Genomic DNA, 19,886 nt, shown 5'->3' on the forward strand with positions numbered 1-19,886 from the left:
TCAGTATATTTTATATTTTTGACAGAAAAAAGTCTATGAGTTATTTCTTAGCTATATTATTGGAAGGTACTTTAATAACCTATGAGCGGAGAAGCAGGGGGGGGTGTCTGGGATGCTCAAGCATATGGTATATATTTGTGTGTTTATTTTTATCATTGTTTGTTTGGAAAATGGAGGATATTTTCTTGTTCATAGTAGTCATACCACTTCCTCTTTTGTAGTACTGGACAAGCCGGAGTACCGTCTTGGCGATTCCCCTTATGATGAAAGCGGAGTACCTGTGTGGACCTATCTGGACAAAACTCCGTGGGAGATTTCTAGCTCAACGTTCCTATCCAGAGCACGAGAAACAGAAGAACAGTATGTATGGTTTAAAATTAAACTTCCAGATGCAGCTTGGAAGCATCCTTATCTGTATATTTACCGGGTTCATGATAGGTTCGAAGTATACTCTAACAATAAGCTGCAGTATGCTTCCAGTGATTTGAAGCCGTCTCAACAATCATCTGCCAGCTGGACTTCGCATTATATTGAATTAGATGAAGAATTGCTGGGACACGATGTTTTTTTTCGTGTCAATTCAAATAGCCGACATCTTGGGTTTGAGCCCAAAATAATGATAGGCACTAATTCGAGTGTAATTAGAGAGCTTTTCTATGGGGATCTTGATAACTACGCGGCTGGTGTCATTCTAGGTTTTGTGGGTTTTTTGGCACTCTTCTTTTTTTTTCGATACAAAAAAGAACCTTCACTACTACATCTATCATTGTTTTCTGTAAGTGGTGGCATTATTGCTGTCACTGAGCAGGTGCAGACCCGTTTTTTGTGGAACACTCCGGTGCTGGATTCTTATCTCCATATTACAGCTATTTCTTTTATATGCGTTCCCTTTCTCTCGCTTGTAGAAATGATGTACCAGAAGCAGACGATTAAAAATAAAGTAATAAGAGTGTTAAAGCAAGGAGCTATTCTGCTGTTCTTTTTCGTAATCACATTGATGTGTTTTGATATGGAGCTACTGGACAGAATTAATTATCACATCTTGTTTTCTGTCTTTGTTTTTGTTGTGTTTTCAATTCTGAGTGTTACCTTGAGCCTTTCTCTAATCAAAAGAACAATGGATCAGGAATTGATTATATTAAGCTATGGCGTATTCGTATTTCTGCTAATCAATATGAAAGATCACATTGATCACCTCTTGCATTCTTTTATTTTTCTTCCGGGAAGAGGCATGAATTTGCAGCCTCATCCGGTACAAATTTCCTTGCCCTGGTCCTTATTGTGTATGATGATGACTTTTTCCATATTTCTGTACAGACGCTTTTCGAAAATTTCTGATCAAAATAAGCTATATTTAATGAAATTAGAGGAGCAGAATGAGGAACTACGGGAATTGAATACCATGAAAGATGACTTCTTGTTCAAGACCTCCCATGCACTGCTTGCTCCTTTAAAAGGGATGATTGGGGTTGCAGATTCACTTATAGAGGGCAGAAGCGGCTATTTAGACGAAGTGATTAAAAAGAGCTTATCCATGATTGTGATCAGCGGGAAAAGGCTGACTAATCTCGTTGACGGAATATTGGACTTTACCAAGCTTAAGTATGAAATAACAACCCTGGATCGTAAGGCCATTTCGTTAAGAGAGATAGCCGAACTGGTTATCCTTTCTTGTCGTACTCAGCTTCAGGGTAAACCAGTAAAAATTGCGAATAGGATTGATCCCAATGTTCCGCTTGTAGATGCGGATGAAGGCCGTGTTCAGCAAATCATTTATTATCTAATCGAAACTGCTATTAAATCTACCAATTGGGGAAATATAGAGATTAGCTCGAAGGTAATCGAAGGATATGTTCAGATTGAAATTCGGGATACAGGAGTGGGGATAACGCCGGAGAGGTGTGAAATCATCGAGAGCTGTGTAGAAGCGGATACCCAATTCTTTGCTGATGGAGGAGGCGAGGAAGTAGGTCTGGTAATCGCCAAACACTTGGTTCAATCCCACGGCGGCGACTTTCATCTCATCTCAGACCTGGGAGCGGGAACCACCGTGATATTTACACTCCCCATCTTTTCGGAGCCTAACGGCTGTTCGGTTCACCTTCCTGAGGAAGGCATAGCTGCAGATACATATGATATGACGGACCCGGCTGCAGAACACAATCTGCCTAATGATGCTGGATATTCTCAGAAAACGTTTATTCTCATTGTTGATGATGAGCCAATTAATGCTCAAGCTTTGCTCAACTTTCTGTCATCTGAGCAATATCTGGTTATGTTCGCATTAAGCGGGAGTGAGGCCATTGAGCTGATCAATAAAGGATTTGAGCCTGATCTGATTATATCGGATATTATGATGCCGCAGATGTCAGGATTTGAACTCTCCCAACGATTGAGGCAGATGTATTCTCCTAGAGATCTGCCAATCATTATGTTGGCTTCCTCCAATCTTGAGCAAGACCTGGCAAAGGGCCTGGATGCCGGAGTAAACGATTATTTAGTCAAACCCGTGTCAAAGCAGGAGCTGTTGGCACGTATAAAAATGCATACCCAGTTAACCAAGAGCAACAAAAATATAGAACTTATGCTATCTGAAAGAATAAGTAGAATCAGAAACATGTTAGATCATGCGGGACAAGGATTCTTGCAATTTGAAGACGATCTTCAGGTTCAAGCGGACTACAGCCGGGAATGCCTGGCGATATTCGGTTTTTCTATTGAACAGTATGATTTCCCCAGATTAATTTGCCCGCATCATGCGGAGAATCAACAATTTGTTAGGGATCTTCTTAAGAAGCTTTTTCATTCACAACTTAAAAAAAATCAGTTAGATACCTATCTTACCCTATTGCCGGATACGTATGAAGTAGATGATCTGCTCTATAGAATTCAGTACCGGTTCTTTACTTGCAAACAGACAAATAAAAAGATTTGCCTAGTTACCATCAAGGACATCACCCAGCAACGATTGTTGGAGCAGCAGCTGGAAAAGGAACGGCAGCAATTGAGAATGATAGTACAGGTAAGAAGCAATCATAATCTCTTTTGTGATTATTTACAGCAATACCGTGAGTACTCCCTTTCTCTAAACTACCTGATTGAAGGCAGACACGAATTGTTGTTAGAGGAGGTGATGGGGATATATAAGACCATACATACGTTCAAAGGATATTTTAAATCATTTCATATGCATACAAGTTCATCCAATATTTACGAGATGGAGAAACGATTATATGAATTCACAAGGAGAGCACATAAGGAGCAAGGCGATTTAACAACAATAATAGATGAATTGAAATTATTTGATACATGGATTCAGAAGGATATGGAGCTGCTTGAAGAAATTTTTGGGGAAACCTTCTTGGAGCAGGCGCATGTGTCTGGGAATGAAACAACAAGCTTAAAAAGTATTTCAGAGGTAACAGATTTAAATTCAAAAGAATTGTTAACACTGGCAAGAGAAATTGGCAAGAACATAAATCCGTTAGTCGTTACAGGCGCGGATATTGAAATTAATGTGGACCTTCACCGCGGAATCTCACAAATCCTGACCCATCTGCTGCGAAACTGTATTGTGCATGGAATTGAGATTTCGGGTGAGCGGATAAGCAGGGGCAAGAGCCCTTACGGCACCATTCAATGTCATTTTTCACTACACCACGATAATGAAAGGCTTCACTGCATAATTATGGATGACGGACAAGGCATTCGAGAAGACTTAGTCAAAAATATTTTTGAAGAAGGTGTTACAACGAGCTTTGGGCTGAATTCTTATGCTGGTCATGGGCTCGGGTTATCAGTAGTCAAAGAATTGATTGAACGGCTAAATGGTTCTATTACAGTGATCACCGAACCGGGTGCAGGAACAGAAATGCTGATAGACCTTCCGTACCTTATTCATGATTATTCAAGGCGAAAGCTTAACGTATATTAAAAAATTTCAAATAAGAGAGTGGGAGAATATCCTGCTTTCTTTTTTTTATGGAGTCTTCCGAAGCATCCATTCTACCGAAAGAGGTCGAATTTCCAGCCTAATTGTCCATTTTTAGTCCTATCTGGACAAAGGGGTTATTTATACCTACTTCTCCCTTTATAGTTAGTACATTGGGAACGTAATACAGATTTTTCTGGAAAGAGGGAGGAGGTCACTGGTATATGAAGTTATTTTGCTTTTCTTATGCAGGCGGCTCGGCCATGTTTTACGGGAATTGGAAGGATTATTTTCAAGGCGTGGTATCCGTTATTCCAATGGAATTGCCAGGTAGAGGCAGCCGTTTTACAGAACCGTTATGCCGCAGTATTGAGGAAATGGTGGATGATGCCTTTAATAAGGTTCGGAGGCAGCTGGATGGCTCTGCGTACATATTATTTGGTCACAGTATGGGGACTATTGTCGTTACTGAGCTCATTAACAGGTTATTGCTTGCAGGATACTATGAACCTCAGCATGTATTTCTCTCCGGGAGATTTCCGCCACATTTGGGTACTAAACGTCCTATAAGTGAATTCCCTGAAGAGCAGTTCATCGACGAAATCTACCGGATAGGAGGAACTCCACGGGAGCTTATTGAGAACAAGGAGTTATTTCAGATGTTCATCCCGATTTTGCGGGCCGATTATAGAGCGTTAGAAACATATTCATATAGAGATAGGGGCTTTCTCTGGAACTCGGATATCACTGTATTAACTGGGAAGGAGGATGCAACACTTACCGAATCCGATAACAAAGCCTGGAAGAACTATACTCTTGGAAGCTGTAGCTTCATCGAATTCCCGGGAGGGCATTTCTATCTTTTTGAGCAAGCCAAGAGCGTTACAACATTAATTAATGAGACACTGCTGAGCAGAAAATATGCTGAAAGGAGTATGAGTTACTAATGAGAACAATAACTGCGCATAAAAAAGAAACCGCACCACTGAATTATCTTACGGATGAGGAGAAGAAGTTTCAGAATCATGTAAAGCATTTTGCCCAGACAGAAGTTAGCCCGCTTATCCATCAAATGGATAATGATGCGAAGATGGATAAAGGACTTACAAACAGTCTGTTTACAGAAGGGCTGATGAATATAGAAATTCCTGAGGCGTATGGGGGATCAGCACATCCCTTTTTCTATTCGATCCTGGCGATTGAGGAAATGGCAATTGTTGATCCGGCAGTAGCCGTCTTTATCGATGTGCATAATACACTGGTAGTTAATGCATTTATACGCTGGGGAACCGAGTCGCAGAAAGAAAGGTTTTTGCCAAGATTGGCGAACGGCACTGTAGGTGCATTCTCCATTACGGAAGAAGAAGCGGGCAGTGATGCGGCCTCTTTGACCTGTCGGGCAGAGAAGGTAGACAACGGGTATATTTTGAACGGTAAAAAACACTGGGTAACCAATGCGGCTGAAGCCGAATTGTTCATCATGTTCGCGAAGGTTCCTTCCTCCAATCCAGCACAGTCATCCAGCAGCGGGCATTTAACCGCATTCATCATTGACAAGAACGTATCTGAAGGAATAACTGTTTGTGAGCCGCAATTAAAAATGGGAATCCGGGCAAGCTCCACCTGCGACATGATTATGGATAATGTGTTTGTACCCGATGAGAATGTTTTGGGTTCTCGAAGCAAAGGGCTAATGATCCTGCTTGAGACGTTGTCAGATGGAAGAATTGGTATAAGTGCTCAAATGTTAGGCCTTGCGCAAGGCGCTTTTGATGAAGCTGTGAAATATTCAGGAGAACGAATTCAATTTGGAGAATATATCTCCACTTATCAGGGGGTACACTTTCCTCTTGCTCAGCTGGCAACGGAAATTCAGGCAGTTCGATTAATGATCTACAATGCGGTGCGGATGAAACAAGCTAAATGTAACTTTAGAGAGCTTGTCCTTCATTCAAGCATGGTTAAGCTGTACGCTTCTCAGGTGGCGGAAAGAGCTGCCTCGCAATGCCTGGAGATTATTGGCGGGAAGGGATACATGAAAGGAAATGTATTAGAAAAGTTATATAGAGATGCTAAAATCGGAACGATTTATGAAGGCACATCGAATATACAGCTTAGTAATATAGCAAGGCATTATGTGAAAATTAAATAGTGGAGGGTATATTGCATGAGAGACTTATATGCTGTGGTCCAAGCGTCGGATACTCTTGATTCTGAGGAATTGAAAAAGAACTCAACAATTGTCGAGATACTGCAAAAACGTGCAGCGATCCACCCGGATCAACCAGCTTTTTGTTTTCTCACATATTTGAGTGACAAAAGACAGGAGCATACGCTGAACTTTAAACAACTGGATACAGGAGCACGCAAGGTAGCTGCTTATATGCAAAGCTTGGGGTTGTCCGGGAAACGGGCCATTCTAATGTATCCGGATGGTTTGGATTTTATTGTCGCTTTTTTGGGTTGTCTTTACGCGGGAGTAACTGCCGTCCCTCTCTATCATTTCATTACCAGAAGAAAGTCTGACCGGATGTTGTCTATCATAGAGGATTGTGATCCCCAAATCTTTATGAGCGATAGCAAGCGCATTTCAACGATCAAAAAATTTACCGATAATCAATTCTCCGGCACAACCTTTAATTGGTTAACAGTGGAACAGGCGGAGGAAGTGAATCCGGACGATTTCAAGCCAATGAACTACCAGCGAGATGAACTGGCTTACCTGCAGTATACTTCAGGCTCCACCTCTACACCTAAGGGAGTCATGATCACGCATAACAACATCATGCACAATATGGATGTTAACCAATGGAGCTTTGACCTTACACAGGATTCCATTGGCGTGTCATGGATTCCTCATTATCATGATATGGGACTTGTGCTCACGATCTTACAGCCCATTTATTCAGGATATCGCCAAGTCTTCATGCAGCCGGCAGATTTCGTATCAAGACCGTTCCGGTTTTTGAAAGCGATATCCGATTTTAAGGGTACCATGACACTTATGCCCAACTTTGCCTATGAACATTGCGTTCTCCATGTTACAGCCGAACAGAAGCAGGAGCTAGATTTATCCAGCATTGTTATAGCCATTAACGGTGCTGAACCTGTTCAATATTCTACTCTGGAAGTGTTCAATCAGGCCTTCCAAGTATGCGGCTGGAAGGAGAATGCTATGGCCCCTGCATGGGGGCTGGCAGAGGTGACACTTACGGTAACAGCCCATAAGCCGACGGGTGGTCCGGTCCGGGTATTGGATGTAGATCAATATAAGCTTGAGCAGAATATCGCTGAACCGGCCGGCAAGGATTCAGGTACGATACGTTACTGCAGTGTGGGAGCAGCGAGAGCGGATACACAGGTGGTGATTGTTAACCCTGATACCCTGACAGAGTGTCCCGAGGGGCATGTCGGAGAGCTTTGGGTATCATCAGATAGCGTCGCTATTGGATATTGGAATAAACCTGAGAGCACTAACGATACGTTCGCAGCTTATTTGGCTGTAACGGGAGAAGGGCCTTTTATGCGTACAGGCGACTTGGGTTTTGTATGGGAAGGGCAGCTATATATTAGCGGCAGAATAAAAGACGTAATTATTATCCGGGGTTCGAACTATTATCCAAATGATATTGAGTTTACGGCAGCCCATTGCCATCCCCAGCTTGTACCTAACAGCTGCGCAGCATTTGCTGTCACGGAGGGGAATCAGGAATGCTTATATATCGCCCAAGAAATTAAACGGACGGAGACCAACCGGATAGATGCACTGGGGATCTGTGACAGCATACGTAAATCTGTTGCTGAAATTCATGGATTACAAGTACAAGGGATCTTGTTATTGCGCTTTGGAGGGATACATAAGACATCCAGTGGAAAAGTTCAACGCAAGCAGTGTAAAGAAGCCTACTTGCAGGGTGAGCTTGATGTGTTGCATACCAGTATCGCCGGTCAGGACAATAATGATGTGACAGAACCATCCGCTGAATTAAAGCAAATCGAGAAGTGCCTCCTTGAGCTAGTTGGCAGTTCAACCCGTATAGACTGCAAGCAAGTCCGTATTACAAGCAGTATGGTGACTATGGGACTCGATTCAATGGCGATGATGATGCTCAAGCAAAAAATCGAAGATATGTTCCTGTGCCAGCTTGAACTGGCTGATCTATTCAACTGCACATTGGCGGAATTGGCATGTATTATTAAGGATTTCACCCATTCGAAAGAAGGGTCAATACATCCATTAGAGGATTTGGCAGCGCTCGGTTCTATTAAGGACGTAGAGAGTGAAACCTTCCCTTTGACGGAGCTTCAGAATGCCTATTGGATGGGGCGTAATGAAGGATTTGAGATAGGTGGAATTGCCGCTCACGGGTACCTCGAAATAAAGGTGAAACGAATGGATGTGGATTATAAGCGATTAAACCTTGCATGGCAGAAAATTGTAAAGCGCCATGAAATGCTCAGAGCTATGATCACTTCAGACGGAAAACAGCTTATAGTAGATTCGAACTCAAGCTATGATATTACTTACCACGATTTAAGTACACTGCATTCAACCCTTCAACAAGATCACTGCGAAGAAATAACACGCAAACTCAGTCATCAGGTTATCCCTCTGGATACTTGGCCGATGTTTGAAATTCATCATAGCAAGCTAGGCCCACAGGAAAGTATTTTGCATTTCAGTATTGATCTAATGATTGCGGATATCTGGAGCATCAATCTGCTATTTAAAGAGTGGTACCAGACGTATGTAGATCTGGAAACATCGCTCAATGAATTAAATTACACCTTCCGGGATTATTGCCATGCGTTAGAGCTGCTTAAGGGAACTGAGTTATATCGGAAATCTGAGATTTATTGGAAAAATCGTGTGGAGCAGCTGCCTCAGGCCCCCGTCCTGCCATTGGTTAAGTCGTTAATGAATCTGGGTGAAATCAAATTCCATCACCGGAGTTACACACTTCCTTCACACCTGTGGAACAAGTTAAAGGAACAGTCTTCCTTACACGGAGTGACGCCCTCTGTAGTTATTCTTTCGGCGTACTCCAAAATACTCGGAATGTGGAGCCAATCGGCACAATATTCACTGAACTTGACGCTCTTTAACCGGCAGCCCCTTCATCCCGATATTCACCTGCTCGCTGGCGAGTTCACTTCAGTTCTGGTGTTTGGAGTAGACCTGGCACGAGCCGAATCCTTTGCGGACTATGCGCAACGGATACAGCGCCAACTGGCTGAAGATATGGATCACCGTTATTACAGTGGTGTTAATGTAGTTAGGGATCTTGGTCATAAGTGGGGGAAATCACCATATGAGTCTGTTCTACCGGTAGTCTTCACAAGTGCGATATCCAGCGAATCCTCCATGGTATTCGGTGGAGGCGACAATTTTTTTGGAAAGGTAGAGACCCAATCCCAGACGCCTCAGGTGTACCTGGATCACCAGGTGTATGAAGAGGGAGACGATTTGATTCTAAGCCTGGATGCCATAGAAGAATTGTTTCCAAATAAGATGCTGGATGATCTATTCCATGTGTACATTAAATACCTGGAGGAACTGGCCTTACATTCGGAGAGATGGAGCAGTCTGGACGGCGGTCTTCTGCCTGAGAAGCAGTTGGAGCGGAGAACTACGTATAACCGGACCGAAGCACAGTTGTCCGAAGTGCCTGATGAGATGCTGTACAGCCGGTTTGTGAAGCATGCGATTCAAAAGCCGGGGAATGCAGGAATCATTACATCTGCACGTACATTAACGTATGGGGAAATATTGAACGGTGCCAGTTTTATTGCAGCTTCATTAAAAGCACAGGGAGCTAGACCGAATGAATTAATTGCTGTATCTATGGAAAAATGCTGGGAACAAATCGTAGTTGTTCTGGGAGTTGTAATGGCAGGAGCCGCTTATGTGTGCATAGATCCTGCATTGCCTAAAGCGCGTCAAGAATATGTGATGGAGCATAGCAGTGTCAGGTTTATTTTCGCCCAACGCCTCCTTAAGGGCCTGCCTCCCGGCATAACCTGTTGTGTCGTGGATGAGACTATTTTACAGGAGCAGGTCAAAATTGTAGAGACTGATGCCAGTCCGGATGATTTGGCCTATGTGTTATATACTTCGGGATCAACAGGACTGCCTAAAGGGGTGTCCATCTCTCACCGGGGAGCACTTAATACGATTCTGGATATTAATCATAAGTTTGAGATTCATGAAAAGGATCGGATTTTGGCATTGTCTTCTCTCAGTTTTGACTTGTCGGTGTACGATATTTTTGGAATTCTCCTGGCGGGAGGAGCTATTGTTATCCCTGATCCGTCTACGGAACGCAACCCTGCACATTGGTTAGAGATGATGAACCGGCATAAAGTTACGATTTGGAATTCGGTTCCATCCTTGATGGAGATGCTGGTGGAGACAGTAGAAGCGATGCGATGCAGCATCCAATTAAGGACGGTACTAATGAGTGGTGACTGGATTCCATTACATCTTCCTGAGCGTATTTGGCGGCTTGGGCCTGCTACGGAAATTATCAGTCTCGGCGGAGCTACTGAAGCATCTATCTGGTCGATCTACCATCCTCTCCGTTATATAGATTCTTCTTGGAGCAGTATTCCGTACGGGAAACCTTTGTCCAATCAAAAGGTTTACGTGCTTCACCCGGATTTAAGTGATTGCCCGGAATGGGTGACAGGCGAATTGTACATTGGCGGTGCCGGAGTCGCTTTGAATTACTTTGGGGATCAGGAAAAGACGAAGAGGTCATTTGTGCAGCATCCTGTTACAGGTGAACGGATCTATAGAACAGGAGATTTAGGGCGTTTTCATCCTGAGGGTCATATCGAATTCCTGGGCCGTGAAGACTTCCAGATTAAGCTGGGCGGCTTCCGTATTGAACTGGGCGAAATCGAGAGCGTGATTCATCAGCATCCGAAGGTAAGAAGAGCTGTAGTTAAGAAGGTCTTAGGTAAAGAAGGAAACGCCAGCTTAGCCTCCTATCTTGTTCTGCATTCAGCGGTTGAGTCAGAGGACATGGCAAAACAAGGCGGAGATGATTTCGGCCGCAATATGTCACAAGAGCTGCGGGACGACAGCTTCATTACTGACAAGCAGGAAAGGATTCTTTTTAAACTAAGCCACAAGGGACTTAGAGCGCCTGAAATGTTAATGCGTGAAGCCGGAGAAACGGGAGAACACACGATAATGCTGGAGGCGCAACCATTCGATCATGACGATTATATTAAACGGTCCAGCTCCAGACGTTTTCTGGATACTCAGGTGTCTCTGCGGACTCTTTCCAGCTTCTTAGGGTGTCTGCAAGGCAGGGAAGTTGGGGATGCAGAACGTTTCCGCTATGGTTCGGCAGGACATTTATACCCTGTGCAGGTGTATTTATGTATTAAGGACAATAAGGTAGGTGGATTAAGCGGAGGTACTTATTATTATCATCCTTTGGATCATACGCTGATTCCTCTCCGTACCTCCAAGGAAATGAATGGGGATCTGCATGTCATTGAGAATAGAATGATATACGAATCGGCGGCCTTTACGATTTTCCTGATAGGAAAGCTCCCGGCGATTGAACCCTTGTACGGCAAACGTTCCAGAGACTATTGCCTGATTGAAGCGGGTCTAATCACACAGCTGCTGGAGACCTCTGGTATTCAGAACGAAATTGGAGTATGCCAAATCGGTGCATTAACCGATGAGCGTCGGGTTCCCGAACTATTGGCGTTGGATTCAGATCATATCCTTCTTCATACTTTATTGGCTGGAGGGGTTGATTATGCAGATCCGCTGCGGGGAGTTCCTACGGAAGCGAAAGACAACTTACCCATTGAGTCCTTCCCAGAACGAGTAGAAGAGGAAATTCGTAAATATTGTACTCAAAAGCTCCCGCATTATATGGTGCCTTCATCCTTTACATTTATGGACAGATTGCCGCTCACGCCGGTTGGCAAGGTCGATCTGAAGGCATTGCCGGAACCGGCAATTGAACGGCCAACGGATCAGGGCAACACGAACCCGGCAATGAATGAGATGGAAGCTCTAATCCATCGTATATTTTTCGCGAAATCAGGCATGAATGCCCAGCTTGATGTCCACAAAAGCTTCCTGGAGCTTGGGATTGATTCATTGACAATCACCCGGGCTTGGAGAGAGATCGTACAAGAGACCGGGATTCAGTTCCCCGTTGTCCGCGTTTTTGAAAAACCTACGATCGCCAGCTTGGCCGCCTTCCTAATGCAGCAAGATGCAGAATCGCAGAGTAAACTGCTTGTAAATGAAGCCATTGCGGATACAGCGGTTAGCGAGAAAGCGGCGAAACAGAGACAAGCATTAATCAATCGAAGCAAACGCCGCTGACATTATATGGGCAAGCCACAGAAAAGGAGAGAGTCATGGATAATAATTTTGGTGCATTAGATATAGCCGTAATTGGTATGGATTGCCGATTTCCTGATGCTGCAAGCCCGGAAGAGTTCTGGGGTAACCTGGTAAGCGGATTAGAGTCTGTAATTCCCATATCGGATGAAGAGCTACTATACTCAGGCATTCGGCAGGAGACGTTAGAACATCCGAATTATGTGAAATACGGCTCCTTTATAGATCATTATGATAAGTTTGCCGCCTCCTTTTTTGGATACAGTGCCAAAGAAGCGGCTATGATGGACCCCCAGCATCGAATATTTCTGGAGCTGTGCTGGCATGCTCTGGAGAAATCCGGTTGCGATTCTGAGCAATACAATGGAAGTATCGGGGTATTTGCCGGCTCGACCTTTAATTCCTATTTGCTGAACAATGTACTGAATGGAAGGGGGGCAGGCAGTAGTGCTGATAATTTCTTTGTACAAATCTCCAATGATAAAGATAATTTGGCAACCCGTGTTGCTTACAAGATGAACTTATCGGGTCCTGCTCTATCCATTCAGACAGCGTGTTCTACTGCCTTGGTGGCCATCCATTACGCTTCCCAGAGTCTGCTGAATCAGGAATGCGATGTTGCATTGGCGGGCGGAGTTACTGTGCGCAGTCCTCACAAGACAGGTTATATGTATCAGTCAGATATGATCTTATCTAAAGACGGACATTGTCGCCCTTTTGATGCTGATGCTTCAGGAACTATATTTGGCAGTGGAGCAGGGGTAGTCGTCTTGAAACGGTTGGAAGATGCTGTTCGGGATGGCGACATCATTCATGCTGTGATCAAAGGTTCCAGTGTTAATAATGATGGCGGCGAAAAGGTGGGTTATACTGCACCGGGAAGAAAAGGGCAGGAGACGGTTATTAAGACTGCGTTGGCACTCGCGGACATTCCGCAGCATAGTATTACCGCTGTTGAGGCTCATGGTACCGGTACCTTTTTGGGAGACCCGGTCGAGTTCGAATCGCTAAACCAGGTGTATGGTTCCAGTCATCATCAACAGCAGATTGCTCTCGGCTCGGTAAAAAGCAATTTGGGACATTTGGAGTGTGCAGCGGGAGTTGCGAGTTTTATCAAGATGGTGCTGTGCCTGAAGCATAAAATACTTGTTCCGAGCCTGAACTATCAGACGCCTAATCCTCATTTGCAAATCGAGAAATCACCGTTTTATGTGAATACGCTGGTCAAGGATTGGGAGCGGGTAGAGGGAGAACCGCTAAGGTGTGCCATCTCATCTTTTGGGATCGGAGGAACGAATGCACACTTGATTTTGGAGGAATGGACCGAAACGAAGAACTCCGCGGCTTCCTCTCCAGAGCTTGTGCTGCTGTCTGCACGAAGCCAGCACGCATTAAGCGAAATGTCAGCAAGTATGGCCTGCTTTTTAAGGTCAAATCCAGAGGTGAGTTTGGGCGATGTAGCTCATACCCTAAGAGTTGGGCGCAGAGCATTTGAGTATCGGCTGGCAGCTGTTGGCTCCACTGCCTCAGATTTGGCTGGTGTACTTGAGGATTACGAGACAAAAAATAAATGGATAGGCTTCATCAAACAGACTAAACCGAGAATTGTGTTTATGTTCCCGGGACAAGGTTCTCAATATATTCATATGGCGAAGGAACTGTACGATAGTGAGCTTGTATTCAGACAGTTGATTGACCAGGGAGCTGATCTGTTACAGGAATTTATGAAGATTAATGTGCTGGCCGTGCTCTTTCCGTCAGAAGGGGAAGAAGCAGAGGCAGAACGTCTGCTCACATTAACTCATATTACACAACCGGTGATGTTCCTGATTGAATATGCGCTAGCCAAGCTCTGGATGAGCTGGGGAATCAACCCGGATGCATGCATAGGACACAGTATTGGTGAATATGCTGCTGCCTGTCTGGCAGGTGTATTTACATTTGAGCAGGGACTGATGCTGACGGCTAAAAGAGGCGAGTTCATAGGTAATCTTCCCGCTGGCTCTATGTGCGGTATTTCGGCCTCTGAGCAGGATATAACTCCTTACTTGACTGAGAAACTATCTGTTGCTGCTGTGAATGGGCCGGGGTTTACGGTTGTAAGCGGACCGGAGAATGACATAAGAAAGTTCATGCAGACCATTGAGGAGAATGGCATAAGCTGCAGTAGGCTGCACACCTCTCATGCTTTCCATTCATGGATGATGCAACCGGCTTATGAGCAATACTTACGGTTTATGCAAGGAATAACACTCAATCAGCCAACAATTCCTTACCTGTCTAATGTAACCGGTGATTGGATTGAAGCCGGACAAGCTACATCACCTGAATACTGGGCCAGTCATATTATCTCTTCGGTACGTTTCAGTGATGGGGCGGACAAGTTATTGGAGAATGAGGAGAGTCTCTTTATTGAAGTTGGGCCTGGAAACGTCTTGAGTATCTTTATGAAAAATATTCAACCGACGACTAAGGTGTTCGCTTCTCTGCCGCATGCCAGGGAAAAAAGCCATTCTGTGAAATACATTTACGGTTCAGCCGGGAAGCTGTGGACTAATGGTGCTGTATTCCATTGGAATGAATTCTCGGAAGAAGGCACCCGGCGTAAAGTTGAACTTCCTGTGTACCCGTTTGAGCGGAGACGGTATTGGATGGAGCCCCACACCCATGACCTGGACACTGATTTTGATGTGGTGATAAGTGATTCGGAGTCCGGGCTTGATGAGCAGGATAAGGTGCTGTACAGCAGCGGACAAGCCCCTCGTAATGAGCTTGAACAGAAGACGATGGATGCTTTTTCAGCTGTGCTTGGCTTCCATTCTATCGGCATTTACGATAGCTTCTTTGAACTGGGCGGACATTCTTTATTGGCAATTCAATTGCTGTCCAGGATAAACGAGCAATTCGGAATTGAAATTAAATTGAATGAGTTTTATAAATTTCCTACGGTTGAAGCTTTAGCACAAGAAATCGGGCTTGCTATTTCTTCAAGAGCAGATCAGCCTTCTGAACCCGCGCAAGAGCTTTGGAAGCTCAATAATGTTATTGAGGATGTGGAAAGGAGAGCTGATCCGTTCCCATTAACCGAAATGCAAGAAGCACAATGGCTGGGACGGATATCCAGTTTCGGTGTGGGCAACATAGCGGCGCATGTCTATTACGAATCGGAGAAAGAGGGACTTGATATTCAGCGTCTGGAGCAAAGCTGGCAAGCGTTGATCGACCGCCATGAGATGCTTCGTTCAGTCCTGTTACCCGACGGAGGCCAGCGCATCCTTACGGAGAGATTAACCTATAACATTCGGAATTTGGATGTGCGGAAACTGGATCACGAGTCGGCTGAGGCAGAAGCGCTAGTTGTCCGGTCCCAAATGGACCACGTTGTCCGTCCTGTAACGGAATGGCCTCTCTTTGAGATTCGTACAACGCAGTTACCCGGGAACAAGGTGCGTATTCATTTCAGTATGGATTTGGTGATTTGCGATGTGGGCAGCATGCGGATTCTGCAGAGCGAGTGGGCGCAGCTGTACAGGGGAGAAGCTCTTCAGCCTGCGGTGTTAGACCTTTCCTTCAGGGATTATGTTCTGGCAGAGAAGCAACTGAAGGATTCACCGCCATACGTCAAAGCGGATGAATTCTGGGAGCAGAAGATAAAGAGTCTGCCAGCGAATACAGCTCCTGAGCTGCCAGTGGCTAAGGATATTTCATCTATAAAAGAAATCCGGTTTAAACGTTGGAGTTTTGTTGTTGAAACCTCCAGATGGGATCAAATTAAAGAGGCTGCTGTAAAACGGGCGTTATCTCCTTCCAGCGTGATTCTAACCGTGTTTGCTCAGGTACTCGGTCTTTGGAGCAAATCCAATGAGTTTTGTATTAATACACCGATCATTAACCGCTTGCCTATTCATGAGCAGGTCAAGCAGATTGTAGGGGAATTTGCCTCCTTTGCTCCGGTTGTTGTCAGCCTGAATAAACAGAAGACCTTTGAAGAATGTGCCAGAGAATTACAGCAGAATAGTTGGGAGAATCTCGATAACCGGTATATAAGCGGAACTTCTATCTTACGTAAGCTTGCAAAGCTGCGAGGCGGGAGTTCAGGACCAGTGTTTCCGGTTGTCTTTACTAGCACCATCGTACAAAAGGTTGCAGGTGAAAAAGAGTTCTTCGAGACATTGGGTGATTATTCCTACCTGATATCTCAGACTCCTCAAGTATGGCTGGATCATACGGCAATGGAGATGGAGAATGGCCTCTTGCTAAGCTGGCATGCGCTGGAAGAGATGTTCCCGCAAGGAATGCTGGACCAAATGTGGGAGACTTACGAAGGAATTATGAATCGGTTAGCTACTGATGAGTCTACATGGGGCAGTACTTATAATCAGCTACTTAGAGAGGTTGATCTATCCATCGTTCTTGAGGCCAACGCCACGGATCAGCCAATAGATTGTGAATTGTTACACGATCCAATCTTCCGTTATGCCAAGGCGAATCCCAATCAAATCGCGTTAGTGACCTCCCGGAAGGAAATAAGCTATGGAGAATTGGATAAGCTGGCAACAGCAGTAAGCTGCAAATTGATGGAGAAGCAATTACGGCGTGCGGAGTTGGTTCCTGTCATCATGGAGAAAGGGTACGAGCAGGTAGTTGCGGTATTGGGCATTCTGCAAGGAGGCGGGGCTTATCTGCCGCTGGACCCGGAGCTGCCCCGGGAAAGATTGCAATATATATTGGAGAGCAGCGCGGTCAGAGTGATTCTGATACAGGAGAAATATCGTGCTTCTCTTCAGTGGATTCAGGACTTGGGAATTGCAGTCGAAACGATTACCTCACATAATGCAGTGTCCCCGGATAAGGTTACACGGCGGGATTCTTGTCAGGAGCTGGATGATTTAGCTTATGTCATTTTTACATCTGGTTCTACGGGAATGCCCAAAGGCGTTATGATCACCCACCGGGCAGCACAAAATACGATCATGGATATCAATGCCAAATTCCAGGTTAGTTCAGAGGATATAGGGTTTGCACTCTCCGAGCTGAATTTCGATTTATCGGTATACGATATATTCGGTATCCTGGGAGCAGGAGGGGAATTGGTGATTCCTGATGCCCATTCCTCACGTGACCCTAAGCATTGGCTGGATATGCTAAGTCTTCATAAGGTGTCTGTGTGGAATTCTGTTCCTGCACTGATGGCGATGCTGGTCGAATATACAGCGCTCTTAGAGGCCAGTCTTCCCTTTAGACTTGTTCTTCTGAGTGGTGACTGGATCCCGTTGAATTTAGCTTCCCGCATAAAGAAGCAGGCGGCATTGGCGCAGGTAATGGGTCTGGGAGGTGCGACGGAGGCTTCAATCTGGTCCAATTATTACCCGATTCAGGAGGTAGACCCTTCATGGAGGAGTATACCTTACGGTAAACCGTTATCCAACCAAAAATTCCACGTATACAATAAGGAGTTCGTTGATTGTCCGGTGTGGGTACCTGGCGATCTGTATATTAGTGGAAGAGGGTTGTCACTGGGATATTTGAATGATGTCACGCTCACAGACCAAGCTTTTATAACCCACCCTGATACAGGTGAACGGTTGTATAGAACAGGCGATATGGGGCGTTATCTTCCCGATGGGAACCTGGAGTTTATGGGACGCGAAGATTTTCAAGTGAAAATTTCCGGATTTCGGATTGAGCTGGAAGAGATTGAATCCGTGTTGTTAAAGCATATAGCCGTAAAAGGGGTCGTTGTCCATCTTGCAGGCAAGGATACGGATAAGAAAACTCTGACCGCTTACATCCTTGTAAAGGACGGAATGACGCTTGATACGAAAGAACTGAAATTATTCGCTGCAAATGCTCTACCTAATTACATGGTACCGAATCAATATATGATTCTTGATGAATTCCCGCTTACTGTGAACGGTAAAATTGATCGTAAATCGCTTCCCGTTCCGGAGAATACCGGCAGAAAGTCGAAAGCTCAAGACCTGTCGGACAATAAAGTACTGAATATCTTAATCCCCATATTTGCAGAAGTGCTTCGTCTAGCGGAGGAGAAGGTTGATATCCATACCAATTTCTTTACCCTTGGAGGGGATTCGATTAGGGGAATTCAAATTATTAGTCTTGCTTCCAAGGAAGGCATAGAGATTTCACCGCAGTTATTCTTTGAACATTCTACACTAGCTGAGCTGGCAGAGGTTCTGAACAATAGTATGGTTGAGCTGGAAGATGGAGAGGAGCAGTATGTTGGAGAATTGCCCTTAAGTGCTGGTCAACAGCTTCTACTGGAAAGGTATGAATCTCTCCCAGCCTTAAATCAATCGCTTCTGTTCAAGGTGGAAAAGTTAATGGAACCGGAAAAATTGGAAAGTGCGTTTCAGTATGTAGTTTCCAGGAATGCAGCATTGCAAATGCAGTTCAACCATAGTGACGGAGTCTGGACACAAGCTCTTTACAGTAAGGTAAAGAAGCCGGAGATTGATTATGTAGATTTGAACGGCCTGGAGGAAGACGAGGTTCATAAATTGACCGAACAGATTCGTTTTGACCAGGAGCAGCAGTCAGCAGACATCCTGATCAAGCTAATTTTTTTGGATCAGCCAGATCAGAAATTGCAGTATATACTGCTGGTTTGGAATGAGCTGATTATGGACCAGCGTTCCGTAGGGCTATTCCTGGAACAGATTTATGATTGCTACAATCAGATCTCTGCGGGAGAGAAGATTAAGCAGATTCACCGTACCAAGCAATTTAGGGATTGGCTGAATCTGAACAGGGAGGAGCCTGCAGAACAAAGTCTGCAAGATTGGGATGACTCATCCGTAGCCCTTCACTTGGGTAATCCAACAGAAACCTCTGACCGTATGTGTACCCTAAACTTTACATTTACGAAAGAACCCGTCTGGAGTGCCGTGCTTGAGGAAGCAAAATTACAGGATTATGAGCTTCTCCTCATTGCAATGGGGTATTCCATGCAAGAGCTGGGTTATGCGCAGCAGCTTTGGGTTGACTGTATGTGTGAAGCGGAGCAGAAGGTACTCGTGCAAAATGGAATGAATCATATCTTGGGCCAATTAGGCAGCATACATCCCGTTCACTTCCGCTCAGATTATAGATCAGGATTGAGCGAATACATTCGAGCAGGCAAGACAACTATCCGTAATTGTAAAAAGTCGACAGGGGGCAAGCCCTCCATCCATCCAAAGATTAAGTTCTCCTTCAGTGAAGCACTGGAAAAGTTGAATAAGAGAATTGGTGTGAGCAGCGCAGCTTCATTGATCTCGTCAACCAGCGAAAGAGCTTACCGTAGCCCCTACTTACTAGAGATAAGTGCATCTGCTGATGAGGAAGAATTGTTATTTCAATTCCAGTTTAATGCTGCCCAAGTAGATGATAGACGAATGGAGAAGCTGGGATACAGTCTATTACAGAATTTGCAGTCCTTATTCCTGTCTATCAAAAGTGAGGATTTGGATGTTTATGTGGCAAGTGATTTTCCTGATATGAGTTGGAGCGATGCAGAACTTAAATCATTCATGGGGATATTGGCAACTAGCCATTAAGAAGGGGAGGAAGTTT

5 protein-coding genes are annotated in these 19,886 nt (G+C 44.7%); all 5 read left to right on the forward strand.

Annotated features, from left to right (window positions below; genetic code table 11):
- Nucleotides 1-112: 112 nt before the first annotated feature.
- The 5 genes from MKX42_RS05150 (at nt 113) to MKX42_RS05170 (ending at nt 19,870) form a co-directional block, all read left to right on the forward strand.
- Nucleotides 113-3,934, forward strand: coding sequence for an ATP-binding protein (locus MKX42_RS05150; RefSeq protein ID WP_340751577.1), 3,822 nt, complete (start codon nt 113-115; stop codon nt 3,932-3,934).
- A 221-nt stretch (nt 3,935-4,155) separates the two neighbouring features.
- The gene (locus MKX42_RS05155; RefSeq protein WP_076160783.1) at nt 4,156-4,878 is read left to right on the forward strand and encodes a thioesterase II family protein; all 723 of its coding nucleotides are present in this window, start codon (nt 4,156-4,158) and stop codon (nt 4,876-4,878) included.
- The gene (locus MKX42_RS05160; protein ID WP_340751578.1) at nt 4,878-6,083 is read left to right on the forward strand and encodes an acyl-CoA dehydrogenase family protein; all 1,206 of its coding nucleotides are present in this window, start codon (nt 4,878-4,880) and stop codon (nt 6,081-6,083) included. Before MKX42_RS05155 ends, MKX42_RS05160 begins: the two co-directional genes overlap by 1 nt.
- A gap of 15 nt (nt 6,084-6,098) precedes the next feature.
- Entirely contained in the window at nt 6,099-12,293 is a 6,195-nt protein-coding gene (locus MKX42_RS05165; RefSeq protein WP_340751579.1) for an amino acid adenylation domain-containing protein, read from the forward strand.
- Nucleotides 12,294-12,328: 35 nt separating this feature from the next.
- Nucleotides 12,329-19,870 (forward strand): non-ribosomal peptide synthetase/type I polyketide synthase, encoded by a 7,542-nt coding sequence (locus MKX42_RS05170; protein ID WP_340751580.1) that lies wholly within the window; start codon nt 12,329-12,331, stop codon nt 19,868-19,870.
- Nucleotides 19,871-19,886 lie beyond the last annotated feature (16 nt).

This window comes from Paenibacillus sp. FSL R7-0204, assembly GCF_038002225.1.
Lineage (GTDB): Bacteria > Bacillota > Bacilli > Paenibacillales > Paenibacillaceae > Paenibacillus_AQ.